Genomic DNA, 21,540 nt, shown 5'->3' on the forward strand with positions numbered 1-21,540 from the left:
GGCAGACTCCCAGCAGATCTTTTTTTTGGGGAAACGCCATGGAAGTCGTGCATTACAAGAAAGTTTAAATCATCCCAATGGCCCCGCAGGCTTGATCAAAACACCCACTGGCCAATCAACCACGCATTCGCCCCACTGATCACCGCAAACAGGAACCACGCCAGCATTCTGGTCGGCAGCCGATTGACGAACGGTCCCATCAGTTGCTTGTCGCCGGTCATGCGAATCAGCGGGTACAGCGCGAACGGCAGCTGCAGGCTGAGCACCACCTGGCTGAGAATCAGCAGTTTGCCGATGGCGTCGTCGCCCATCAGCCATACGCCCAGGAACGCCGGGATCAGCGCCAGCCCGCGGGTGATCAAGCGACGTTGCCAGCAAGGGATGCGCAGGTTGAGATAGCCCTCCATGATCACTTGCCCGGCGATAGTGCCGGTGAAGGTCGAGCTTTGCCCGGACGCCAGCAAGGCGACGCCGAACAGGATGCTGGCGAAGGCGCCGCCCACCAGGGGGTCCAGCAGGTGATAGGCGTCCTGGATCTCGACCACATCGGTGTGCCCGGTTTTGTGGAAGGCCGCGGCGGCGAGGATCAGGATCGCCGCATTGACCAGCAACGCCAGGGCCAGCGAGCCGATGGTGTCGATCCGGGCCAGCTTCACCGCGTCCTGTTTGCTGGCGAGGTCTTTGCCGATCAGCCGGGTTTGTACGATCGAGCTGTGCAGGTACAGGTTGTGCGGCATCACCGTGGCCCCGAGGATGCCGATGGCCAGGTACAACGGCGCGGCGTCGCTGATGGCCGACAATGAGGGCGTGAAGCCGCTGAACACGTCGGGCCAGTAAGGCTTGATCAGCACCAGCTCGATGAAGAAACACACACCGATGGTCGCCACCAACGCCAGCATGATCGCTTCCAGGCGGCGAAAGCCCCGGTTTTGCAGGGCGAGGATCAGCAAGGTGTCAAAGGCAGTGATGACGATGCCGGTTGTCAGTGAAACCCCCAGCAGCAAGTGAAACGCCAGGGCACAGCCAAGCACTTCGGCGAGGTCGGTGGCGATGATCGAGACTTCCGCCAGCAGCCACTGGGTGCGTGCCGAACGCGGGCTGTAGCGCTCGCGGCACAGTTGCGCCAGGTCCTTGCCGGTGGCGATGCCCAGCCGCGAGCACAGGCACTGCACCGCCATCCCGGCGAGGCTGGCCAGCAGCACCACGAACAACAAGTTGTAGCCGTAGCGCGACCCGGCCTCAATGGCCGTGGCCCAGTTGCCCGGGTCCATGTAGCCGATGGAGATCAGCAGCCCGGGGCCGGCAAACATGAGGATGCGTTTGAAGAACGAAGCGTTGGGATCAACGGCGACGGAGCCGGCCACTTCCGGTGGGCAGAATGGAGCGGTAGCGATTTTCGGCAGGCTGAATTTCACGCGGTATCCCAGGCAAACACACAAGACAAGGGCGCAGCTTATCAGTCGGATGCGACCGTGCGCATCACCGTGTCCCGAGGCAGGTCAAACGTCTCGACCACCTGCACCACCAGGTCGATCTCCTGGTTCAGCGCTTCACGCTCCATACGTTGGCGAATCAGCCCGACCACCAGCACCGCCAGGGTGGTGATCGAATACGCCGGGCCGGAAAACGCACGCACCCCGCTCACCAACAGCATGGCGGCGGCCAAGGCCTGGCCCACCACCGGGATCGCCGTGGCCGCCCCCCGGCGCAGGATAAACCCGGTCAATCCGGCCAGTGCCGTCCCGCTCAACGCCGCCGTGGCCGAGCGGCCGACATCGAAACGGCTGAACACGCCCTGCTCCTTCTGCGCTGCCGCCTTGAGTTCAGCGTCGAACACTTGGCGGTCGGCCGTGCTCAGCTTGGCCTTGTACTGCTCGATCAGTTTTTCCGCGACCCGTGCTTCGACATCAGCCAAAGCCACCGTCTCCAGTGGCTCATCGAACTTGATCCCCAGGCGCTGCGCGACATCTTCGGCGATCTGGCGGTAATTAACGCCATGGCCACGGGCCAGATTCATGAAGCTGTCGCCGCCCATGCGCTGCAACTCGATGGCCAGCTTCAGCGGCTCGCGTACCGTGGCATCGATCGAGGCGCTGCGTTTTTGTGCCATCAACTCGGCGAGGAACTTCACTTCTTCCGGCCGCGCCTGCACCAGGGCCGGGAACAGGTCTGCGTCCTCCTCGGCAAAGCGCACCTCGCTGCTGCGCTGGTCGGCGCGGATCATGCCGCGCCGCTCCTGCAACAGGTCGGTGTACTGCACCACGGTCTGCAACTGCGGCCAGTAGGCGGCGTGATCGAAGCTGGCCAGGTGCACATTGGTGACCTTGGCCTTGAGCGCCGGAGTCACCGGGATCGCGTAACGACCAATGCAGCGCTCGGTGTCGGGCTTCATCGCCAGGGCCCAGTCCTTGCTCGAGTGACAGTTGATCACCCGCCCCTTGAGCGGCGCCGAGACCTCGTCCCACGGGCTCGACGTACAGATCGCGCCGCCCATCAGCAGCAGGTTGTCCAACGGCAGCTCGCGAGCGGTTTCGGGGTTGGCCAACAAGCTCTTGACCAGAATGCGCGCGCCCAGGGAGTGGCCGATCAGGTTGATACGCCGCACTTGCAGCGCTTCCCCGTGCAGGTAACCGGCGAGTTCCGGCAGCAGGCTCCTGGCCACTTCGTCGACCCGGGCCTCGACACTTTTGTAGTGGTCGAGGAAATAGGCAATCGCCTTGCCCACCCCCACCGTCGCCGCGCCGAGGCTGCCACCGCCAAGCATCGCGGTGATCACGTCCTTGAACGGCGCAAACAGGTTTTCCAGGAAATGCCCCGCCGGCCAGAACAGCATCAGGTTGGTCGAGCCTTCGATCGCCGCCAACTGTTGCTTGAAATTGCCCAGTTGTTGCTGATTGAAGAACGCCGAATAGCCGTGGACATAGAGATTGAGCACCTCCCCCTGCGGCTCGCCACACAACACGAACGTGGGCTTGCGAGTGCGGTGCATTTCATCCCACTGGTGCTGCATGGGGCGGTGACTCCTGGTGACAAGGGACGGCGATAGTAACAAAGGGTGAGACTCAACGCCGTACCGCTGGGGGGAAAGGCACCAGGTTGGCGCCCTCCTCCTTTCAGAACATCGACGCCGCCTTGGATTTGGCCAGGTAGCGCGCCGGTGAATCCCCCAGGTTGCGGCGAAACACCGAGGTGAATGCGCTGGAACTGCTGAAACCCAGCTCGAAGGCCACATCGGTGATCGACGAGCCGTGACTGAGCCGCGCCGTGGCCTCCAGCAGGCAGACCTGCTGGCGCCACGATACAAAGGTCATGCCGGTGCACTCCCGGAAGTTACGCGTAAAGGTGCGCCGGCTCATGCTCGACCAATCGGCCATTTCGCCGATGGAGATTTTCTGCGTCGGCGCTTCGAGAAACCGCTGACAAGAACGGGCCAGGCGCGACTCGGAGGGCAATGGCGCGCTGAGCGGCAGCTCGGGCATGGCGCCGATCTCGTCGATCAACAGGGTCAGCACGCAGCGGTCCCTGACACTCGGCGACGCCGACGGCCCGACGGCCAACGCCGCTTCCAGCAAATGCCGCAGCAGCGGCGACACCCCGAACACCTGGCAGTAATCCTGCAAACCGGCACGCGCGGCCGCATCGTCGTCCAGGTAGGTGTTGAGCATCACCACATCGCCGCGCATGTGCATCTCATGCGCCACCCCGCCCGGCACCCAGATCGCCCGTTGCGGCGGGACCACCCAGTTACCCAGGTCGGTGAACATCTTCAGCGCCCCCGTCGAGGCATAGGCGAACTGTCCCCGACGATGGGTGTGGCGTGGAAACACCGTGCCGGACGGGTACTCCCGCAGCGTCACCACCGCTTCGGGGCTGTCGAGTTCGTAAGGAGAAAAAGTGAAGGTCGGCGGCATGGCCCGATTTTGTCAAAGTATGACCTGACATAGCAAGCGGGCCATTACTCTGCCACCTAGAATCGTTGCTCCCCAAGTTGGGTTCATATCGAAGGGATACTCGGAAAATGACGATCAAAAACTACTTGGACGTACGAGTAGATGGCGCGGTGTTGATGGTGGGCCTCAACCGCCCGCAGAAGCGCAACGCCATGTCTCTCGAGGTCATGCATGAACTGCGCGAGACCTTCAGCAACCTGCCTGAAGGCATTGGTGCCGCCGTGCTCTACAGCACCAGCCAGCATTTCTGCACGGGGCTGGACCTGTCGGAAATCCGCGACCAATCGGTGATCGACAACGTCCAGGCCTTCCGTGAGTGGCATAAAACCTTTGAACTGATCCAGTTCGGCAAGGTGCCGGTTGTGGCCGCCATTACCGGTGCCGCTATCGGCGGCGGCCTGGAAATCGCCACGGCCTGCAGTATTCGCGTGGTCGATGACAGCGCATTCTTCTCGCTGCCCGAAGCCATGCGCGGCCTGTATGTGGGCGTCGGCGCCTCGGTGCGCTTCCCGCGCATCGCCGGCATCGCCCTGATGACCGACATGATGCTCACCGGCCGCACGCTCTATGCGAAGGAAAGCTACGAGCGCGGCGTGGCGCAGTACCTGGTCCCGGTCGGCCAAGCGGTGCTCAAGGCGACTGAACTGGCGCACAAGATCGCCGGCAACCTGCCCATGACCAACTACGCGGTCACCCACGTGCTGCCACGCATCGTGGATCAAAGCCAGCAGGACGGCCTGATGACAGAAGCCTTGATTGCTGCAGTGGTGTCCTCCGACACCCGCACACAGGATCGCCTGGCGGATTTCCTGGATCGCAAGAAGGACAAGATCCAGACCGCCCCGGCGGTGTAACTCGCGGTCGTGAATGTTGCCGAGCTTCCTCGGCAAACCATGGATGGCCTTCACAACTCACTATCAACCCGGTGAAACCATGTTTCAGCACAGCACTCAAGACGATCTTTATCGCAGCAATGACGCAGCCGATGAACGATTGATCAAAATCGAACGCAGCTGGCACAAACGCGCACAGATCAAGCTCGATTCCCAACGCCCGGATATCCAGCTCGACCTGCAGGCCCCGGACTTTCTCGAGGCCCTGTTACCTTTCGCCCATGACCCGCACTACCAGCACTACCCCCACGCGCTGAAACTGCTGATCCTGTCGGCGGGCTGGGTGATCTACAACCAGAAAACCATCGCCATCGAAACCGAGATCATCTGCCCGTCCTGCATCGACCTGCTGCAACTGGGCTCGCGCCTGAGCTCAGCCAGCGCCGCGACCATTTCCGAAACCCTGGCGGATGAGGCCTACCACACGCTGTTCTCGATCAACATGTGTGAATTGGCGATTACCCAGCGCGGCATGCGCATCAAATGGCCGGAGCTGGAATTGACCCGCCACTTGAGCCAGGCCCAGGCGACGATGTCCGAGGCGGACTTCAAGATCTACCGCCTGGCCTTCTCGCTGGTGTCGGAGACCTTCATCAGCGACTACCTGGCCGACCTCAGCGACGCACCCGAGATCCAGCCGGTGTTCCGTCACGTCGTGGCCCTGCACAAAAAAGACGAGCTGGTGCACAAGCACATCTTCCCGCTGTTCGTGCAGCAGGTGGTCGGCGACTTCACCGCGCAACAAACCACCTTGTTTACCCGCGGCATCGCCAACTCGATCCGGATTTTCCCGATGCGCGAGATTTCCGCGTGGCGGATCATCCTGCCGCAACTGCTTGAAGTCTTCGGCGATCGCTCGCTGCTGCTGCCCACCCAATTCATCGAGACCGGTGAAGCGGACTACTCGGCCATGCCCGAGATCCTCAACTCGATTGGCATACACCCAGCCTCGGTGCTGCCTGAGTTGCAGTTGATGCCGGAACCGGCAACCACCGTTTGAACACCAGCGTGCCGCTGACCAATACAAATTCAATAGAGTAAATCTTATGTGTGGATACATTGGCGTCTTTGCCAAACACCCTCGTGCGTTCAACCCGAACATGTTCGATGCAGCCCTGCGCGCCATCCATCATCGTGGTCCGGACAGCTCCAGCCAATGGTTCGACCCCAAGGGCCAGGCCGCTTTCGGGTATGTGCGCCTGGGCCTGGTCGGGCTGGGCAATGGCACCCAGCCGATCGTCGCCGATGAAGGCGACCTGGTGATGATGGTCAACGGCGAGTTCTATGACTATCAGCGCATTCGCGCAGAGCTGGAGGGTTACGGTTGCCGCTTCAAGACCTCCTCCGACAGCGAAATCGCCATGCACCTGTACCGCCGCCACGGCGTGCGCGGGCTCAAGCAACTGCGCGGCGAGTTCACCATCCTGATCTTCGATCGCCTGCGCAGAAAGCTGTTTGCCGTGCGTGACCGGGTCGGCGTCAAGCCGCTGTACTACACTGAGCATGAAGGCGCCTGGTACTTCGCCTCCGAAATCAAGGCGCTGCTGGCAGCCGGTGTGCCGGCGCAGTGGGACCACGAAGCCTACGCCAGCCGTGGCTTTATCCTGCGCGACCGTACGCTGTTCAACAATATTCGCAGCGTCAAGCCGGGTTGCTGGATCATCGCCGACGAAAGCGGCCTGCAGACCGAGCAGTACTGGGACTGGGACTTCCCCGACGCGCAGGCCACCGAGCAGCGCAGTGAAGCCGAGATCATCGACACGCTGCGCAGCACCATCGAGGAGTCCGTACGCCTGCGCCTGCATGCCGACGTACCGGTCGGCGTCTGCCTGAGCGGCGGGCTGGACTCCTCGGCAATGCTGGGCATCGCCACCGAGCTGACCGGCCAGCCGCTGCAGGCCTTCCACTTGTCCTTCGAGGGCGAGCAGGCCTACGACGAACGCCAATACGCCGAAGTGGCTGCCCGGCATAACCGCGCCCACCTCAACGTGTTGTCCGTGAACTCCTCTGACATGGCGGACAACTTCGAAAACGCGCTGTGGCACGCCGAGATGCCGTTCGCCAACGCCCACAGCGTGGCCAAGTACCTGCTGTGCAAGTTCGTGCAGGGCCAGGGCATGCGCGCGGTGCTGACCGGCGAAGGCGCCGACGAAGTCTTCGGCGGCTATCCGCACTACCGCCGCGACATGCTGCTGTACAACCACGAACACCAGGACCCGGCGGTGATCGCCGAACTCACCCGACGCCTGCACAGCAGCGAAGATCGCTACCTGCCCGGCGGCAAGAATGACGTGAAGTGGGTGCAGGACGAACTCGGCCACGGCGTGTCGTGGCTGCAAACCCAATCCGCATTGTTCGGCCCGCTGGCACAGCTGTATACCGATGAGTTCCGCGAGCGTTTCTGCGACGTGGATGCCTATCGCCAGTTCTACGACCGCCTGAGCCCCCGCGCGCTCGAAGGCTGGGAGCCGGTCAACCGCTCGCTGTACATGGTCGCCAAATCCAGCCTGCCAAACGTGGTTCTTACCTCGCTGGGCGACCGCATGGAAATGGCCGGCAGCCTCGAAGGCCGCCCGCCGCTGCTGGACCACCAGGTGATCGAAGCCGCCTGCCGCCTGCCGGTAAACATGAAAGTGCGCGGCGCCACCGAGAAATACGCGCTGCGCGAAGCCATGCGCCCGTATGTGCCGCAGGCGGTGCTGGATCGCAAGAAACAGTACTTCCGCGCGCCGCCGGCATCCGAAAGCCCGCAGTCGAAGCTGTTCGAAATGATCCACGACGTACTGAGCGGCCCGGCCTTGAGCAACGTACCGTTCTTCGATCCGCGTAAAGTGCGCGCCTTGCTGGCTACACTGCCCAGCCTGTCGCCGGCCCAACGTGCTTCGGCCGACAACCTGCTGATGGAAATGGCCGGGCTGTGCCTGATGCAACAACGCTTCGCCCTGAACTGATTTGCACGCGGCGCACCGCGATTGCGGTGCGTCGCCTGACCCAAGGAGGGTCCATGCTGAAAAAACATTTGTCACTCGCCGTTCTCGTCACCCTGGTCTGGGGGGTGAACTTCCCTATCACTAAACTGGGCCTGCGCTCGATCGATCCGTTTGTGCTCACGGGTATCCGCTTCGCCCTCGCCGCCTTGCCGCTGGTGTTCTTCATCAAGCGCCCGGCCGTGAAGTTCAGCTATGTCGCCGCCTACGGCTTTATCTTCGGGCTGGGCATGTGGGGCGTGATCAACTACGGGATCCAAGTGGGCGTGAGCCCCGGCATTGCCTCATTGATCATTCAGCTCAGCGTGTTTTTCACCATGGGTTGGGGCTTTGTGTTGTTCAAGGAAAAAATCCGTGGCGCGCAGATGCTCGGTGCACTCCTGGCCCTGATCGGCCTGGCGGGGATCATCTCCACCCAGGAAGGCAACCACGCGGTACTCGGGGTCATGCTGATCGTGCTCAGCGCGGTGGCCTGGAGCGTGGGCAACGTGATCATCAAGAAATCCGGGGTCAAGGAGATCTTCTCGTTCATGGTGTGGGCCAGCCTGATCCCACCGACCCCGCTGTTTCTCACGGCCTGGCTGATGCACGGCAGTGCGCCGTTCGAAAGCCTGCAGGCGAGCCTCGACCTGACGGCGATCCTGTCCATCCTGTTCCAGGTGTACCTGGCCACGCACTTCGCCTATTGGGGCTGGAACTCGCTGCTCAAGCTGTACCCGGTGTCCACCGTGGCGCCGCTGTCGTTGCTGATTCCGGTGTTCGGGATCACCAGTTCAATGCTGATTATCGGCGAGCGTATTTCCACGCCGAACCTGATTTCGATCGGCATCATCATCGCCGGGCTGGCCGTGGGGCTGTATCGCAAGCCAGCGAACCTGGCTCCTGTAGAGCCGCAGCCGATTGTGCATATGGATAGATAGTCATGGCATGAATTCGGGATTTTGTTCGCCCATCCAGTGCTCTAGCCTGGGTCCGGTCTTGTACTGAACCCAAGGAAACACCATGAGCACGCCCGAATTCTTTGTCACCCCAGGCTATGGCGACTACCTGCGCGAGCACCTGCACTACTCGCAAGCGGTAAAGGTCGGCAATCGCGTGGAAACCTCAGGCCAGGGCGGCTGGGACGATGAATTGCAGATCCCCGCCGACCTGGACGAGGAAATCGCCCAGGCGTTTCACAATCTGGAGCGCACCCTGGCCACCGCCGGCGCCAGTTGGAAGCACGTGATCCACGTCAACTCCTACCACGTCGGCGGTTTCCCGCCCGAGGTCAACGAGGCGATGGTCAAGCACTACCGCCAGTACATGCCCAACCATGCGCCGATCTGGACGCAACTGGGCGTCGAAGCGCTGGGCTTGCCGACCATGCGCGTGGAAATCCGCGTGATCGCGATCATTCCCTGACCCCGAACGTACCGATCACCCAATCGGCGAATACCTTGAGCCGCGCGCTCTGGTGCCGGTTGGGCGGGTAAAGAATATGCAGCGGTGTGGCCGGGCGTGACCAGTGCGGCAACACGCTGACCAGTTGGCCGGTGTCCACGTAGTGCTGCACGATTGCCTTGAAATGCTGCCCGACGCCCAGGCCGGCGAGCAGCATTTCCTTGAGGCCGTTGCCCTCGTTGGTGGAAAACGCGCAGTTTTCCACCTCGATGCGCGTGTCGCCCTGCTCGAAAATCAACGGTTCCGGCTTGCCCGAGCCGGCGAAGAAATAGCCGACGCTATGGTGATGTTGCGCCAGGTCCTGCGGGGACACCGGTACACCTCGGCGCTCCAGATAAGCCGGCGCAGCGCAGGTGAGGTACTCAAGGTCCGTGACCTTGCGACCGATCATCGCCATGTCCTCCAGCTTGCCGGCGCGGATCACGCAATCAACCCCCTCCCCCACGATATTCACTGAGCGATCACTGATGCCCAGGGCGACCGTGATATCGGGATACTCGCGGTGAAAATCCACCAGCGCCGGAATCAACAGGCAATTGGCGAACGACGCCGGTGCGTCTACCCGTAAATGGCCGCTGGGCTTGAGGGTTTGCCCGCGCACGGCGCTGTCCACTTCATCCAGCTCTGCCACCAGGCGCCGGGCATGGCGGTAATACTCCAGCCCTTCGGACGTCGGCGCCAGCGCGCGCGTGGTGCGGTGCATCAACTTGATGCCGAGGTGCATTTCCAGGTCGTTGATCAATTTGCTGGCGGTGGAGCGCGGCAATCCCAACTGGTCGGACGCACGGCTGAATGAGCCGGTTTCGACCACACGGACGAAGGCGCGCATGGCGAGAAGCTGATTCACGAGACCGACCCTTTAACGACTACCCGGCGCATGGCCTGGCGATTGCCAAACACCCTGCTGGACTTCAGCACGCGAAGTTTTCGATCTTGACCTGGCCGTCGGGAAACGTCGCGATAATTTCCAACTCGCCGCCCATCGCGCGGATGTAGTCACGCAACGTACTGATGTACATATCGGTGCGCCTTTCCATTTTGGAGACGGCGGCCTGGTTGATATTCAATATTTTCGCCAGGCTTTCCTGGCTCAACTGCTGAGCCTTGCGCAGTTCGTGCAGCGGCATTTCCTTGAGGTGTTGCTCAAGCAACTGCTCGGCTTCGGCACGCGCCTGCGGCGTCATGCGAGCTTGGAGTTCGGCGAATTTCTTAGCCACGGTTACGGCCCTCTTTACGCAATATCTCTAAATGCACGTCGTACAGCTTTTCTGCCACGGCGACGTGCGTTTCATACCATCGATGTTGCCCGGTCTTATCACCGCCCATCAGTAACAACGCACATCGTCGCGGATCAAACGCGTACAACACCCTATAAGGCCGCCCCGCGTGCTGGATGCGCAGTTCTCGCAAGTTGCCGTGCCGAGAGCCCCTGATGTCGCTGCTGTGGGGAAAACTCAAACCCGGCCCGAAGAGGCCCAGCAGATCAACGCTGGCCGACACCGAAATCTGCTCTTTTTCACCCAGATGTTCCCACCAGGCTCCGAATTCATCCGTGTATTCAATTTCCCAGCTCATGCAAATATGCCATCCAAGGAATATAAACTCAAGAGCCTGAAAACTAGTAGATAAACCGGATGAGCTGCCACCCGCCAACCTCGGGAAATTGTTTGTACATCCTTCCTGCGTGGCGGCGGAATAGTGCTTACGCAATAGAAATGGCGCCCCATGCACGGTAGCTCGCTGCAAAAACACAATTATCGAAATGTAAAAAGCGCTCTAATACCCGCCTGTTGACTGGTTTTGAAGATCCTGGAGTTCGCAATGCCCCATGAAGGCAACCTGTTACAAGCAGCCGTGGTGTTCCTGCTCGCCGCCGTGCTGACCGTGCCCCTGGCCAAACGCCTGCAACTGGGTGCGGTCCTGGGCTATCTGTTTGCCGGTGTGATCATCGGCCCCTCCGTGCTGGGTTTGGTCGGCAATCCGCAAAGCGTGGCGCAGTTCTCGGAGCTGGGCGTGGTACTGCTGCTGTTTATCATTGGCCTGGAATTGTCGCCCAAGCGTTTGTGGGTGATGCGCAAGGCGGTGTTCGGGGTTGGCCTGGCCCAGGTGCTGTTGACCGGCCTGGTGATGGGGGCCGTGGCGTTGTGGCTGTTTGGCCAGCCCTGGAACAGCGCGATCGTGCTGGGCCTGGGCCTCGCGCTGTCGTCCACCGCGTTTGGCCTGCAGAGCCTGGCCGAGCGCAAGGAGCTGAACCAGCCCCACGGGCGCCTGGCGTTTGCCATCCTGTTGTTCCAGGACATTGCCGCAATCCCGCTGATCGCCATGGTGCCGCTGCTGGCCGGCAGCGATCATCCGACCACCGAGGCCCAGGGCCTGCAACACGTGCTGCAGATCCTCGGCAGCATCGCCGTGGTGATCATCGGCGGCCGCTACCTGTTGCGGCCGGTGTTTCGCATCGTCGCCAAGACCGGCCTGCGTGAAGTCTCCACCGCCACCGCGTTGCTGGTGGTGATCGGCACCGCCTGGTTGATGGAACTGGTGGGCGTGTCCATGGCCCTCGGCGCCTTCCTCGCCGGCCTGCTGCTGGCGGACTCGGAGTACCGTCACGAACTCGAATCCCAGATCGAGCCGTTCAAGGGCCTGCTGCTCGGGCTGTTTTTCATCAGCGTGGGCATGGGCGCCAATCTCAGCCTGTTGCTCAGCTCGCCGCTGGTGGTGATCGGCTTGACGCTGCTGCTGATCGGCCTGAAGCTGCCGCTGCTCTACGCCGTTGGCCGCATGGTCGGTGATCTCAACCGCGAAAGCGCGCTGCGCCTGGGCGTGGTGCTGGCGGCAGGCGGGGAATTCGCCTTCGTGGTGTTCAAGATCGGTCGCGACCAGGGCCTGTTCGAACCGCACCTGTACGACATCCTGGTGCTGACCATTACCCTGTCCATGGCCGTGACGCCACTTCTGCTGTTGGTGTGCCCGAAGCTGTTCAAGCCCAAGGTCAAGCCGGTGGAAGTGCCCGAGGAATACCGCACCATCGAAAGCGATGCACCGCGCGTGGTGATCGCCGGCATGGGCCGCATGGGGCAGATCGTGGCGCGGATCCTGCGTGCGCAGAACATCTCGTTCATCGCCCTCGACACTTCGGTGGAAACCATCGAGCTGACCCGCAGTTTCGGCGGCATGCCGGTGTTCTATGGCGACCCGCAACGCCCGGAAATCCTGCATGCCGCCAAGGTCGACCAGGCGGAATTCTTCGTGATCGCCATGGACGACCCGGAGATCAACATCAAGACCGCCGAGCTGGTGCGCAGCCTCTACCCGCACATGAAGATCATCGCCCGCGCGCGTAACCGCCAGCACGTGCACCGCCTGGTGGACCTGGATGCCTCGCCGGTGCGCGAGACCTTCTACTCCAGCCTGGAAATGAGCCGCCGTACCCTGGTGGGCCTGGGCTTGAGCCAGGCCCAGGCCGATGCGCGCATCACCCGTTTCAAAAACCACGACTTGCAAGTCCTCGCCGCCCAACACGCGGTGTACGACGATGCGGCCAAGGTCATGCAGACCGCCCAGGAAGCCCGTGCAGAACTGGCACGACTGTTTGAGATGGATCGGCTCGAGGAGGAGTCCGACAAGGTGTAAGGCTTCGGATGAACGATATTGCGAAATTTCTGACAGAATATGCCGCAATTTCGTTCATCCCTGGAGCGCTTCATGGCCACTTTCACCAAGACCGCCGTCCTGCTGGCCCTTGCGCTTACCGCCGGCAGCGCCTTCGCTGCTGCCAAGCCTGCCACGCAAACCCTCTCCACACTGGGCGGTAAGTTCACTTTCAGCCTGCCCAAGGCCTACGTCGCCGACACCCTGCCGGCCGGCAAGGCCGAAGATGGCACCGCCGACACCCAAGGCACGATGTACGCCAACCAGACCACGAAAAGCGTGGTGATCGTCGCCGAAACCGTGCGTAACGACGGGGTTACCATCCAGGACAACGACACGCAGTTCCTCGACGGCGCCGTGGCCGGCTTCGTCAAGGACCAGACCGCTGCACTCCCCGACTTCAAGAAACTCAGCGAGAAGAAACTCTCGTTCAAGGGCCTGGGGTTGCGCCAGGTGGACAGCACCGCCACCCAGGGCGGCGGCAAGACCTTGAACTCCACTTTCCTCGGCGGTTCGGGCAACCATTTGCTGGTGATCCAGGCCATCTCGCGGGCCGATGATGTGAAGGGGCATGCGGAGTTGGTGAAGCAGATCACCGGCGGCAAGTGAGCCGATCTTCCTGACGCCACCAACAAATGTGCGAGCTGGCCAGCCAGCTCCCACACTTAGCCAACGTCAGTTCAGGCTTTTTTCCAGCCAAGCCTTCAGGTCCTGCACCTCCGCCTCGCTGATGGTATGCGGCATGCCCGGATAGCCATGAAACTCCGGCGTCAGCCCCAACCCCGTCAGCACCTCATTCGCGCGCGTCGCCGACGTATACGGCAGCGCCTGGTCCAGGGTGCCGTGGCCGATAAAGATCGCCAGCTGTTTCAGGCGCTCATCCGGCTTCAGCTCGGCCTTGAGCACCGGCAACACGCTGCCACTCAACGCCGCAATCCCACGCACCAACGCAGGCTTACGCAAGCCCACCTCGTAGGACATGATCGCACCCTGGCTGAAACCGACCAGGAACACCCGGTCACTCTGGGTGTGGTATTTGGCGGTGGCCTGGGTCACGAAGTCTTCGAGCAGTGTGGCGCTGCGCTGCAAATCAGCAGTTTCGCCGTTGTACTCGCCGTCGCCCGGGGTCTTGGTAAACCAGCGAAAACCATGCGGGTCGACCGGCATCGGCGCACGGGCCGACAGGTAGGTCCAAGTGGAGGGCAGCGCGTCCTTGATGCCGAACAGGTCCTCCTCGTTGCTGCCGAACCCGTGCAGGAAAATCACCAGTGGCTGGTTGCGCGCATCGCCCTGGGTCTGTTCCAGGTACGACAGCGGCAAATCGGTATGCAGGCTGGTATCGGCCTGGGCGGCACCGGCCACCAGGGCCAGCGCCAGGGCAAACAGTTTGAGCATGGGACGTTACCTCAGGGTTTGCGCAACAAATAAGTGTCCATGATCCAACCATTCTCCAGGCGCGCCGCCTTGCGCACCCGTTCAATTTCTTCAGCCACTTCGCTGACCTTGCCGCTGATCAGGATTTCATCCGGCGTGCCCAGGTAGGCGCCCCAATAAATATCCAGGCCTTGATCCGCCACGCTGCGGTAGGAATCTTCGGCATCGAGCATTACCACCAGGGTATCGGCATCACTCGCCTGCCCTGCGGCCAAACGGCGCCCGGTGGTGATTTCGACGGACTTGCCGATGCGGTTCAGCGCCACCTTGTGCTGGGCCGCCAGGGCTTGCACGCTGGTGATGCCGGGGATGACTTCAAACTCAAAGTGGCAGCGGCCACTGGCGAGGATCGCCTGCAGGATACGAATGGTGCTGTCGTACAGCGCCGGGTCTCCCCAGGCCAGGAAAGCGCCGACTTCACCGTCAGTCATTTCCTCATTGATCATGCGTTCGAACGTCGCCTGCTTGTCGCGGTTGAGGTCCTGCACGGCCGTGGTGTAGTCGATATCCCCGCGCACACGCTCGGGGCAGTCGGCCTCGACGAAGCGGTAGTCGGGCTCGGTGATGTAGGTCTCGCAGATCTCGCGGCGCAGGTCGATCAGCTTGTCCTTGCTCTGGCCCTTGTCCATCAGGAAAAACACGTCGGTGCGGTTCAGCGCTTTCACGGCCTGCATCGTGATGTAGTCAGGGTTGCCGGCGCCAATGCCGATGATCAGGATGCGTTTCATGGGTTGCTCTCAGTGCGGGGCGTGGATTTTGCCATGTTCATGCGGCTAGGCGTGAGTTTCCAGGCGCAGGCGCCAGACAGTGTTGAAGCGCAGTTCGGTGGCGCAGAGTGGCTCGACGTCGATCCGGTAGAACATCGCGACGGGCAACTGCAACACGTACAGCATCGCGGCGCGGATGACAAAGGGATGGGTGATAGCCACTACGTGCCCGGGCTGTGTTTCGAGGGTTTTCATCCACTGTGCCACGCGTGCGCAAATCTGCTCGACCGACTCGCCGCCGTGGGGCGCACTGGCACTGTTGGTCATCCAGTCCTGCAACTGGCCATGATCCAACTGGCTGATGGCCTGGCCCTTCCAATCGCCGAAGTTGCCATCGCGCAGGGCTTCTTCAATCACCGGCGCGCTGCCGAACAAACCCGCCGTCTGCCGGGCGCGAGCCTCGGGGGCGCAGAGCAGGCGCAGGTTTTTCGGGTAGCGCCCGGCCAGCGATGACGCGGCAGCTTGCCAGTCCATCGCCACCGATTCGTCATCGGGAAAGCGCCCCTGCTTTTGCAGCGGCGTGATGGCATGGCAGATAAGGGTCAGACGGGTGGCCTGCATCACAATTTCACTCTGTTTCAGCGCGCAGTCAGCGTAGACTGGCAAAGTTGTTTCAACATGTTACAACGAACATGAAAGAGGAAGCCGGTTCGATTCCGGCGCGGTCGCGCCACTGTATTCGGCCCAGTAGCCGTAAGCCAGACCCTGTTTCAGCCCCTTCGCTATCCATTTCGGGACGCGTCATCCCTGGAGGTTCTCATGGCTAATATTGCTGCAACCCATCCTGATGTTTATGTGCCGACGATCCCGCTGGGCGAAATCCTGCCCTGGGCGATCTTCGGCGGCCTGCTGCTGATGCTGGCGATTTACTTCGTCGGTGCCGAGCAAGGCGCCACTGCGGTGTTCAAGGGCATGTACGTGCACGAGTTTGTGCACGACGGTCGCCACCTGCTGGGTTTCCCCTGCCATTAATTCATAAGGGAGACACACCATGACAGGGCAATTACTCGTACGCGGGATGCTGGTGGGCCTGCTCGCCGGCGTGTTGGCCTTCGGTTTCGCCAAGGCCTTCGGCGAGCCGCAGATCGACAAGGCCATCGCCTTTGAAGACCAGATGGCACAGATGCACGGCGATGCGCCGGAAGAAGAACTGGTGAGCCGCGAGGTGCAAAGTACCTTCGGCCTGTTCACCGGCGTGGTGGTCTACAGCGTGTCCCTGGGTGGCCTCTTCGCCCTGGTGTTCGCCTACACCCTGGGCCGCATCGGCAAGGTCGGCCCGCGCGGCCTGGCGGCGCTGCTGGCATTGGCGGCCTTTGTGACGCTTATCCTGGTGCCCGGGCTCAAATACCCGGCCAACCCGCCTTCGGTGGGGGACCCGCAGACCATTGCCCAGCGCACCAAGCTGTTCTTCCTGATGCTGCTGGTGTCGGTGGTGGCGGCCGTGATCGCGATCAACGCCGCGCGCAAGCTGATTGCCCGCCGTGGCGTGTGGAGCGGCGCGATCCTCGGCGTGGCGCTGTACATCGTGATCGTCGCAGTGGCCGGCAGCCTGTTCCCGGTGATCAACGAAGTGCCGGAGCAATTCTCGGCCGTGCTGCTGTGGAAATTCCGCGTGGCCTCGTTGGGCATCCAGTTGGTGCTGTGGACCACCCTGGGCCTGGTGTTCGGAGCGGTGGCCGAGCGCAAGCTCAGCCAGCCAAAAGCCCGATTCAACTCCTGAGTCAAATCCCGGGATGGGCCAGGTAAAACACCTGGTAGCCCGTCCCGGGATGGTCCGCCTGCAGCGCCTTGGCCGACAAGGTGATCCGCACCAGCCGCCAGGCCTGCACATCCAGCGCGAGGAACACCGCAAAGGTGTCGCCGCTATCCGCCAACTGCTGGTTACGACTTTTCTCCTCGGCCAGGATCGCCGCCCTGTCCGCCCCCGGTTCCAACGCCCATTCCTCGCGGTACAGACTCAGCGCGGTCTGCGCCGGCCCACGTTGCACATCCAGCGGCAACCAGCTCTCGATATACGGCCGGCCGAAGCTGTCGAGCACCTTCTGAAAGCGCTCTCCGAGCAGAAAATCGGCGGCCTGCAGCGGGTCGGACCATAAATACACCGAGGCATACACATTGCCTGCGTGCTCCTGGGCGATAAACGCCTTGAACAGCAACCCCTCGGCGTGATCCCACAACGGCCCCAATTGCGCGGCGCGGCGGCGGATCACGGCCATGTCGTAGTCGGCAGGCAAGCGGTGTGAATACTGTTTGGCAAACATGAAGAAGCTCCCGTGCAAGTTGAGGGTTCAGCTTGCGCAGCGCCGATGATTTCAACAAGATATCAGCCGATATATGTGCGATAAGGATTGGATATGACTGACGCGCCAAAACCGCTGGATATCGACACCGTGCAGGCCTTTGTGCTGGTCGCCGACTTCGCCAGTTTCACCCGCGCCGCCGCAGCCCTCGACACCTCCCAGGCCGCTATCAGCCTCAAGCTCAAGCGCCTGGAAGAACGCCTGGGCTATCGCTTGCTGGAGCGCACGCCGCGCCATGTGCGGCTGTCACCGCAGGGCGAGCACTTTATCGTCGCCGCGCGCGCCCTGCTCAATGCCCACGAACGCGCACTGGGCGATATGGGCAGCCAAGCGCCCCGGCGCCTGGTGATCGGCATCAGCGACCATGTGGCCGGCCCCGACCTGCCGACTTGGCTCAGCCGCCTGGCCGCCTACGACCCTTTGGTGATCCTTGAAGTACGTATCGCGTCCTCCCGCGACCTGGTGGCCGCCTTCGACCGCAATGAGCTGGACGCGGTGATCGTGCGCAATGAGGGCGAGCGCCAGGACGGCGAAGTATTGGCGGTGGAACGCTTTGGCTGGTTCGCCGCGCCCACCTGGCAACACCGCCCCGGCACGCCGCTGCGCATGGCAACCATGGCCGCGCCCTGCGGCGTGCGGCACCTGGCGACGCGCGCGCTGGATGCGGCGTGTATCGACTGGACCGAGGTATTTGTTGGCGGCGGGGTGATGGCCGTGGGCGCGGCAGTCACCGCCGGATTGGGCGTCGCTGCCCTCGCCCACCGCGTGGCCCCGGCCGGAGCGGTGGAGGTGAGCGAGCAATACGGCTTGCCGGCCCTGGCCGTGAGTGAGGTGGTGCTCCATAGCCGCATCAGCGACACGCGTTCGCGGGAAACCTTGCGGGCCCTGAGTGCGACCTTTCGTGGTGTGTTGCAACGCTGATCAGCCTTTCTGTGGGCGCTGGCTTGCCTGCGATGCAGGCACCTCGATCCATCAGGCACACCCACTCTGAGAGCGCGACCGCCAGCAGCCGCTACCCGGACAACGGATAGGCACTCAGCCAAACCACTCCCGCCGCCCTTCAAACGTGCTGACGATCAACTCGACAATCATCTGCACCGCCTGCGCATGCTGCACCTGCGCATTCACCGCCAGCCACACCTGGCGTTGCATGCTGTCGGCCAGCAACCCCGGCAGTGCCACCAGCCCACGGTCGAAACTGCTCATGTAGTGCGGCAGCAAACCGATGCAGGCGCCGCAGCGGATCATCTCCAGCATCAGCGAATAAGCCTGCACCTGCACCACCGCCGCCAGGCGTTGCTCCACCACTTGGTTCCACGGCTGCAGGGCGTCGACCTGTGCATCGGGTTGCCATTGCACCAGCATGTAGTCATTCAGGTCGTCGACGCTGTCCGGGCGCGTGGTCAGGCGCGAATAGCGCTTGGCGATATGCGGCAAATATTCCAGGCGGGCCAGGGCCCGTGGCGGTTCGGTGGCGAAGCTCGGGCCGGGCACCGGGCCGTCGGTGTCGGAGAGCCACACCACCACATCGACGTCCACCGCTTGCAGGGACAATTGGCTGTCGAGGGAGATGATCTCCAGGCGCACGCTGGCGTTGCGGCGCAGCAAGGCAATCAGGTCACGGCCGAGGATGTCGTGCAGGATCGGCTCGGCCACCGCCAGGCGAATCAGCGGCTGTTCCAGCACCGGCAGGCGCCGCTCATGGGCCAGGGCTACCAACTGGGCCTGCAACTGCAAGCCGTCGCGGCTGAGCACCAGGCCGTTGCCCTGATAACTGAACAACGCATGGCGCAGGTGCTCCTCCAGTTGCGCCAGGCGCTTGCGCAGCAGCGTCGCCTTGATATTCAAGCTGCGCGCGGCCTGCATGAAACAGCCGCAGCGCGCACTGACCAGGAAGTAGCGCGCCACCTCCGGATCGATCTCGGCGGCCAGGGCCAGCCAGGCGCCACGTGACTCGGATGGCGCGCGATAGGTTGAAGGCCCTTGTTGGCCGGACGGTTCCAGTAATGCCATGTGAGACTCCCTGTCTGTCGGTCGGTGCATCCAATGCGGGTGGTCGCGGGTTACTCCAGCACTTTGTTCAACTCGGCACCGTCGATACTCAAGGTCGCGGTGTTGAGCATGCCTTCCAGGTAGGCCTTGGCGATCTGTTCCTGACGTTGGGCACGCAGGGCGTGGGTCAGGCGTTCGCGCAGTTCGTCGAGGCTGGCGGTGCGCGCCGGCTGTTGGCTGGTGAGCTTGAGCACATGAAAGCCCGCCGCACTCTGCACCGCGTCCGATACCGCGCCGACCTTGAGCCGCGACACCGCGCCGCGCACCTCGGGCACCAGTTGCTGCAATGGCTGCTGGCCCGAATCACCGCCACGCGCAGCAGTCTCGGGGTCCTGGGAAAACTGGTTGGCCAGGGCGGCGAAATCCCCCGGCGCGGCCTGTGCCCGGCGGCTCAGTTCCTGGGCTTGGCGGCGCACCGTGTCGAGGTTTTGCGGGTCATTCACCGCGAGGAAAATCTGGCTCACCCGATACAGCGGCGGCGTCACCCATTGCGCCTTGCCGCTGTCGTAGGCCTGCTGCAATTCAGCCGCGCTGGGGTAGTCCGCCGGCACCTGGCTGACCGAGAGCATGTAGTCGCGGAACACGATCTGCTCGGTGGCGGCGCGGGTCTGCTGCTCCACCTGCGGGCGCTGGCGCCAGCCCTGGGCGTCGGCCTGTTCGAGCACGGCCTTTTGCGCCAGCCGTGAGCGAATCCAGGTTTCCAACGCGCCACGGTTGCCACGCAGTTGCTCGCGAGACTCGGCTGGCAGGCTCGCCAGCACGCTCTTGAGTTCGACCAGGTCGATCTGCTGATTGCCCAGGCGCGCCACCGCGGGCCCGGCCGGCGCCGGATCGAGCAGCGGTGCCGGTTGCTGGGCGGCCACCGGGTCGCTGCCCGGACGCAGGCACAGCGCCACGGCCACCACCAGCACCGCCAACGCGCCGGCGCCGACCATCAGGGTTGGCTTCTTCACAGGACGGGCGCCTCTTCGCCGACCGCCGCAGCCTGGGCCTGCAACTGCGCGGCCTGCTGGCTGTATTCACGCAGGTAGACGATGAATTCCTGCAGCAAGCGGTCCCACAACTCCAGCTGGCTGCGCAGGTGCGAGGCGCCGACGCCGGCCACCACCACGTCCATTTCCATCAGCAAGAATTCGCCCTGCAGCGACAACCGCGCAAAGCGCCGCGAGGCATTCCACACCTGGGCCAGGCCTTCGGGCAACTCGCCCTGCACGCGCAGTGCGCAGCTGTAGGTGAAGTCCACGTAGCCGCCCTGCTCCGCCGCCGGGTTGCCGAAGCGCACGGCAAAGCCGATGCCCTGGCTGGCGCTGAGCAGTTGCACGATGCCGTTCTGTTCGCTCTGGTTGACCCGGTAGCCGGCTTCCTGCAACAACTCGGTGAAGCTCTGGGTGGTGACGCTGGTGATCAATTCGTTCATGTGCGGTTCTTCCTTGTGATCAATGGTTGACGCCCGCCTGGGGCGCATCGAAACGGCTCTTGTAGAGATCGTCGCCAAAGCCCTGGGCCAGTTCCTCGAACTTGACCCGCGCGCTGCTGGCGAAGGGCTGGCGAATACTCATCACCTCAGCCACGTCAATCTTTTCGTAGGCCGTGAGCAGTTGCTGCGCCACGCCATACATCTGTTGATTCTTGACTGAACATTGCTGCACTTGTGTGTCACGTTCGCTCAACTGTGCCTGCAAGCGGGCGCGCTCGGCTTCCTTGCCTTTGGCCAGGACCAGCAGTTCCTCATAGGCCTTCTTGAACTTGCCGATCTGCTCATGGCTGGCCGCGACCTGGGCTTGCGCCTGGCTGTGCAGATTCTGTTGCTGGCCGGCCAGTTGCTCGGCCGTGCCACGGGCCTTTTCCAGCTCGGCCGTCAGTTGCTTGATTTGCGCCTGGGCCTGCTTGGCCTGGGCCTCAGCGGCGACACGCGCCGCACTGGCCTGGGCCTGCTCGCTTTGCAGCGCCTGCAATTGCTGGGTGGTGCTGCGCAGTTGCGTACGCAGGCGTTCCTCCATGCCTTCGGCGCAGGCGCCGCTGGCCACCAGCAGCAACAACAGCCCGCAGATTCGCGTGTTCATGTG

At 62.7% G+C, this 21,540-nt stretch carries 24 protein-coding genes and 1 riboswitch; of the genes, 10 read left to right on the forward strand and 14 right to left on the reverse strand.

Annotation, left to right across the window (positions count from 1 at the left end; translation table 11 throughout):
- Positions 1–95 precede the first annotated feature (95 nt).
- The 3 genes from C9990_RS19365 to C9990_RS19375 form a co-directional block, all read right to left on the reverse strand.
- On the reverse strand, positions 96–1,415 hold the full coding sequence (locus C9990_RS19365) for an Nramp family divalent metal transporter (protein ID WP_065905989.1): 1,320 nt from the start codon (positions 1,413–1,415) through the stop codon (positions 96–98).
- 41 nt (positions 1,416–1,456) lie between these two features.
- Positions 1,457–3,010, reverse strand: a complete 1,554-nt coding sequence (locus C9990_RS19370) for a DUF726 domain-containing protein (RefSeq protein WP_106804334.1) — start codon at positions 3,008–3,010, stop codon at positions 1,457–1,459.
- A 103-nt stretch (positions 3,011–3,113) separates the two neighbouring features.
- Positions 3,114–3,911 (reverse strand): helix-turn-helix domain-containing protein, encoded by a 798-nt coding sequence (locus C9990_RS19375; RefSeq protein WP_106804335.1) that lies wholly within the window; start codon positions 3,909–3,911, stop codon positions 3,114–3,116.
- Between the two features lie 107 nt (positions 3,912–4,018).
- On the opposite strand from C9990_RS19375, the gene C9990_RS19380 reads away from it, so the two are divergent.
- From C9990_RS19380 to C9990_RS19400, 5 genes are all read left to right on the forward strand, one after another.
- Positions 4,019–4,804 (forward strand): crotonase/enoyl-CoA hydratase family protein, encoded by a 786-nt coding sequence (locus C9990_RS19380; RefSeq protein ID WP_065905983.1) that lies wholly within the window; start codon positions 4,019–4,021, stop codon positions 4,802–4,804.
- Between the two features lie 79 nt (positions 4,805–4,883).
- The gene (locus C9990_RS19385; protein ID WP_065905981.1) at positions 4,884–5,843 is read left to right on the forward strand and encodes a diiron oxygenase; all 960 of its coding nucleotides are present in this window, start codon (positions 4,884–4,886) and stop codon (positions 5,841–5,843) included.
- A gap of 46 nt (positions 5,844–5,889) precedes the next feature.
- Entirely contained in the window at positions 5,890–7,794 is a 1,905-nt protein-coding gene (gene asnB, locus C9990_RS19390; protein ID WP_106804336.1) for an asparagine synthase (glutamine-hydrolyzing), read from the forward strand.
- 53 nt (positions 7,795–7,847) lie between these two features.
- Positions 7,848–8,750: an EamA family transporter gene (locus tag C9990_RS19395; RefSeq protein WP_106804337.1), complete on the forward strand. Its 903-nt coding sequence runs from the start codon at positions 7,848–7,850 to the stop codon at positions 8,748–8,750.
- 82 nt (positions 8,751–8,832) lie between these two features.
- Entirely contained in the window at positions 8,833–9,234 is a 402-nt protein-coding gene (locus tag C9990_RS19400) for a RidA family protein (protein WP_106804338.1), read from the forward strand.
- On the opposite strand, the gene C9990_RS19405 is transcribed toward C9990_RS19400, so the two are convergent.
- The 3 genes from C9990_RS19405 to C9990_RS19415 all read right to left on the reverse strand — a co-directional run bounded on the left by C9990_RS19405 (position 9,224) and on the right by C9990_RS19415 (position 10,848).
- The gene (locus tag C9990_RS19405; RefSeq protein ID WP_256595117.1) at positions 9,224–10,120 is read right to left on the reverse strand and encodes a LysR family transcriptional regulator; all 897 of its coding nucleotides are present in this window, start codon (positions 10,118–10,120) and stop codon (positions 9,224–9,226) included. The two genes, C9990_RS19400 and C9990_RS19405, sit on opposite strands and share 11 nt — an antisense overlap.
- Before the next feature lie 64 nt (positions 10,121–10,184).
- Positions 10,185–10,490, reverse strand: a complete 306-nt coding sequence (locus tag C9990_RS19410; RefSeq protein ID WP_065905971.1) for an XRE family transcriptional regulator — start codon at positions 10,488–10,490, stop codon at positions 10,185–10,187.
- On the reverse strand, positions 10,483–10,848 hold the full coding sequence (locus tag C9990_RS19415; RefSeq protein ID WP_106804340.1) for a type II toxin-antitoxin system RelE/ParE family toxin: 366 nt from the start codon (positions 10,846–10,848) through the stop codon (positions 10,483–10,485). Before C9990_RS19415 ends, C9990_RS19410 begins: the two co-directional genes overlap by 8 nt.
- A 246-nt stretch (positions 10,849–11,094) precedes the next feature.
- On the opposite strand from C9990_RS19415, the gene C9990_RS19420 reads away from it, so the two are divergent.
- Together C9990_RS19420 and C9990_RS19425 are read left to right on the forward strand one after the other, a co-directional pair.
- Positions 11,095–12,903: a monovalent cation:proton antiporter-2 (CPA2) family protein gene (locus tag C9990_RS19420; protein WP_065905969.1), complete on the forward strand. Its 1,809-nt coding sequence runs from the start codon at positions 11,095–11,097 to the stop codon at positions 12,901–12,903.
- Positions 12,904–12,975: 72 nt separating this feature from the next.
- Positions 12,976–13,530: a hypothetical protein gene (locus tag C9990_RS19425; RefSeq protein ID WP_106804341.1), complete on the forward strand. Its 555-nt coding sequence runs from the start codon at positions 12,976–12,978 to the stop codon at positions 13,528–13,530.
- 66 nt (positions 13,531–13,596) lie between these two features.
- On the opposite strand, the gene C9990_RS19430 is transcribed toward C9990_RS19425, so the two are convergent.
- From C9990_RS19430 to C9990_RS19440, 3 genes are read right to left on the reverse strand one after another with little or no spacing between them, the layout of a single operon-like run.
- Positions 13,597–14,316, reverse strand: a complete 720-nt coding sequence (locus tag C9990_RS19430) for an alpha/beta hydrolase (protein ID WP_106804342.1) — start codon at positions 14,314–14,316, stop codon at positions 13,597–13,599.
- Between the two features lie 11 nt (positions 14,317–14,327).
- Positions 14,328–15,083, reverse strand: coding sequence for a precorrin-6A synthase (deacetylating) (cobF, locus tag C9990_RS19435; protein WP_106804343.1), 756 nt, complete (start codon positions 15,081–15,083; stop codon positions 14,328–14,330).
- Positions 15,084–15,128: 45 nt separating this feature from the next.
- On the reverse strand, positions 15,129–15,683 hold the full coding sequence (locus C9990_RS19440) for a histidine phosphatase family protein (RefSeq protein ID WP_106805687.1): 555 nt from the start codon (positions 15,681–15,683) through the stop codon (positions 15,129–15,131).
- Between the two features lie 37 nt (positions 15,684–15,720).
- Positions 15,721–15,849, forward strand: a riboswitch (cobalamin riboswitch).
- A 32-nt stretch (positions 15,850–15,881) separates the two neighbouring features.
- Between C9990_RS19440 and C9990_RS19445 the strand changes: the two genes are divergently transcribed.
- Positions 15,882–16,094, forward strand: coding sequence for a CbtB-domain containing protein (locus C9990_RS19445; protein WP_106804344.1), 213 nt, complete (start codon positions 15,882–15,884; stop codon positions 16,092–16,094).
- A 19-nt stretch (positions 16,095–16,113) separates the two neighbouring features.
- Positions 16,114–16,842 (forward strand): CbtA family protein, encoded by a 729-nt coding sequence (locus C9990_RS19450; protein ID WP_106804345.1) that lies wholly within the window; start codon positions 16,114–16,116, stop codon positions 16,840–16,842.
- A gap of 1 nt (position 16,843) precedes the next feature.
- Here the strand turns inward: C9990_RS19450 and C9990_RS19455 are convergent, their stop codons facing one another.
- Positions 16,844–17,383: a DUF4865 family protein gene (locus C9990_RS19455; RefSeq protein ID WP_106804346.1), complete on the reverse strand. Its 540-nt coding sequence runs from the start codon at positions 17,381–17,383 to the stop codon at positions 16,844–16,846.
- Between the two features lie 93 nt (positions 17,384–17,476).
- On the opposite strand from C9990_RS19455, the gene C9990_RS19460 reads away from it, so the two are divergent.
- The gene (locus C9990_RS19460) at positions 17,477–18,343 is read left to right on the forward strand and encodes a LysR family transcriptional regulator (RefSeq protein WP_106804347.1); all 867 of its coding nucleotides are present in this window, start codon (positions 17,477–17,479) and stop codon (positions 18,341–18,343) included.
- Between the two features lie 114 nt (positions 18,344–18,457).
- On the opposite strand, the gene C9990_RS19465 is transcribed toward C9990_RS19460, so the two are convergent.
- Genes C9990_RS19465 through C9990_RS19480 form a run of 4 tightly spaced genes read right to left on the reverse strand, consistent with a single transcriptional unit; the run spans position 18,458 to position 21,537 of the window.
- Positions 18,458–19,435, reverse strand: coding sequence for a LysR family transcriptional regulator (locus C9990_RS19465; RefSeq protein WP_106804348.1), 978 nt, complete (start codon positions 19,433–19,435; stop codon positions 18,458–18,460).
- Positions 19,436–19,485: 50 nt separating this feature from the next.
- Positions 19,486–20,427 carry a peptidylprolyl isomerase gene (locus C9990_RS19470; RefSeq protein ID WP_106804349.1) on the reverse strand — a complete coding sequence of 314 codons (942 nt, stop codon included), beginning with the start codon at positions 20,425–20,427 and terminating at the stop codon, positions 19,486–19,488.
- Positions 20,424–20,891: a YbjN domain-containing protein gene (locus C9990_RS19475; RefSeq protein WP_106804350.1), complete on the reverse strand. Its 468-nt coding sequence runs from the start codon at positions 20,889–20,891 to the stop codon at positions 20,424–20,426. The genes C9990_RS19470 and C9990_RS19475 overlap by 4 nt, the downstream gene beginning before the upstream one ends.
- A 19-nt stretch (positions 20,892–20,910) precedes the next feature.
- Positions 20,911–21,537, reverse strand: coding sequence for a DNA repair protein (locus C9990_RS19480; protein WP_065905950.1), 627 nt, complete (start codon positions 21,535–21,537; stop codon positions 20,911–20,913).
- Between the last annotated feature and the right edge of the window lie 3 nt (positions 21,538–21,540).

Origin of the sequence: Pseudomonas sp. S5D5 (assembly GCF_003013355.1) — a bacterium.
Taxonomy (GTDB): Bacteria; Pseudomonadota; Gammaproteobacteria; order Pseudomonadales; family Pseudomonadaceae; genus Aquipseudomonas; species Aquipseudomonas aylmerensis.

Bases quoted from the DNA above. Each gene is read 5' to 3' on its own strand.
- C9990_RS19370 (WP_106804334.1), bottom strand. From the start codon at position 3,010: ATGCAGCACCAGTGGGATGAAATGCACCGCACTCGCAAGCCCACGTTC.
- C9990_RS19375 (WP_106804335.1), bottom strand. From the start codon at position 3,911: ATGCCGCCGACCTTCACTTTTTCTCCTTACGAACTCGACAGCCCCGAA.
- C9990_RS19380 (WP_065905983.1), top strand. From the start codon at position 4,019: ATGACGATCAAAAACTACTTGGACGTACGAGTAGATGGCGCGGTGTTG.
- C9990_RS19385 (WP_065905981.1), top strand. From the start codon at position 4,884: ATGTTTCAGCACAGCACTCAAGACGATCTTTATCGCAGCAATGACGCA.
- asnB (WP_106804336.1), top strand. From the start codon at position 5,890: ATGTGTGGATACATTGGCGTCTTTGCCAAACACCCTCGTGCGTTCAAC.
- C9990_RS19395 (WP_106804337.1), top strand. From the start codon at position 7,848: ATGCTGAAAAAACATTTGTCACTCGCCGTTCTCGTCACCCTGGTCTGG.
- C9990_RS19400 (WP_106804338.1), top strand. From the start codon at position 8,833: ATGAGCACGCCCGAATTCTTTGTCACCCCAGGCTATGGCGACTACCTG.
- C9990_RS19415 (WP_106804340.1), bottom strand. From the start codon at position 10,848: ATGAGCTGGGAAATTGAATACACGGATGAATTCGGAGCCTGGTGGGAA.
- C9990_RS19420 (WP_065905969.1), top strand. From the start codon at position 11,095: ATGCCCCATGAAGGCAACCTGTTACAAGCAGCCGTGGTGTTCCTGCTC.
- C9990_RS19425 (WP_106804341.1), top strand. From the start codon at position 12,976: ATGGCCACTTTCACCAAGACCGCCGTCCTGCTGGCCCTTGCGCTTACC.
- C9990_RS19430 (WP_106804342.1), bottom strand. From the start codon at position 14,316: ATGCTCAAACTGTTTGCCCTGGCGCTGGCCCTGGTGGCCGGTGCCGCC.
- cobF (WP_106804343.1), bottom strand. From the start codon at position 15,083: ATGAAACGCATCCTGATCATCGGCATTGGCGCCGGCAACCCTGACTAC.
- C9990_RS19440 (WP_106805687.1), bottom strand. From the start codon at position 15,683: ATGCAGGCCACCCGTCTGACCCTTATCTGCCATGCCATCACGCCGCTG.
- C9990_RS19445 (WP_106804344.1), top strand. From the start codon at position 15,882: ATGGCTAATATTGCTGCAACCCATCCTGATGTTTATGTGCCGACGATC.
- C9990_RS19450 (WP_106804345.1), top strand. From the start codon at position 16,114: ATGACAGGGCAATTACTCGTACGCGGGATGCTGGTGGGCCTGCTCGCC.
- C9990_RS19455 (WP_106804346.1), bottom strand. From the start codon at position 17,383: ATGTTTGCCAAACAGTATTCACACCGCTTGCCTGCCGACTACGACATG.
- C9990_RS19460 (WP_106804347.1), top strand. From the start codon at position 17,477: ATGACTGACGCGCCAAAACCGCTGGATATCGACACCGTGCAGGCCTTT.
- C9990_RS19465 (WP_106804348.1), bottom strand. From the start codon at position 19,435: ATGGCATTACTGGAACCGTCCGGCCAACAAGGGCCTTCAACCTATCGC.
- C9990_RS19475 (WP_106804350.1), bottom strand. From the start codon at position 20,891: ATGAACGAATTGATCACCAGCGTCACCACCCAGAGCTTCACCGAGTTG.
- C9990_RS19480 (WP_065905950.1), bottom strand. From the start codon at position 21,537: ATGAACACGCGAATCTGCGGGCTGTTGTTGCTGCTGGTGGCCAGCGGC.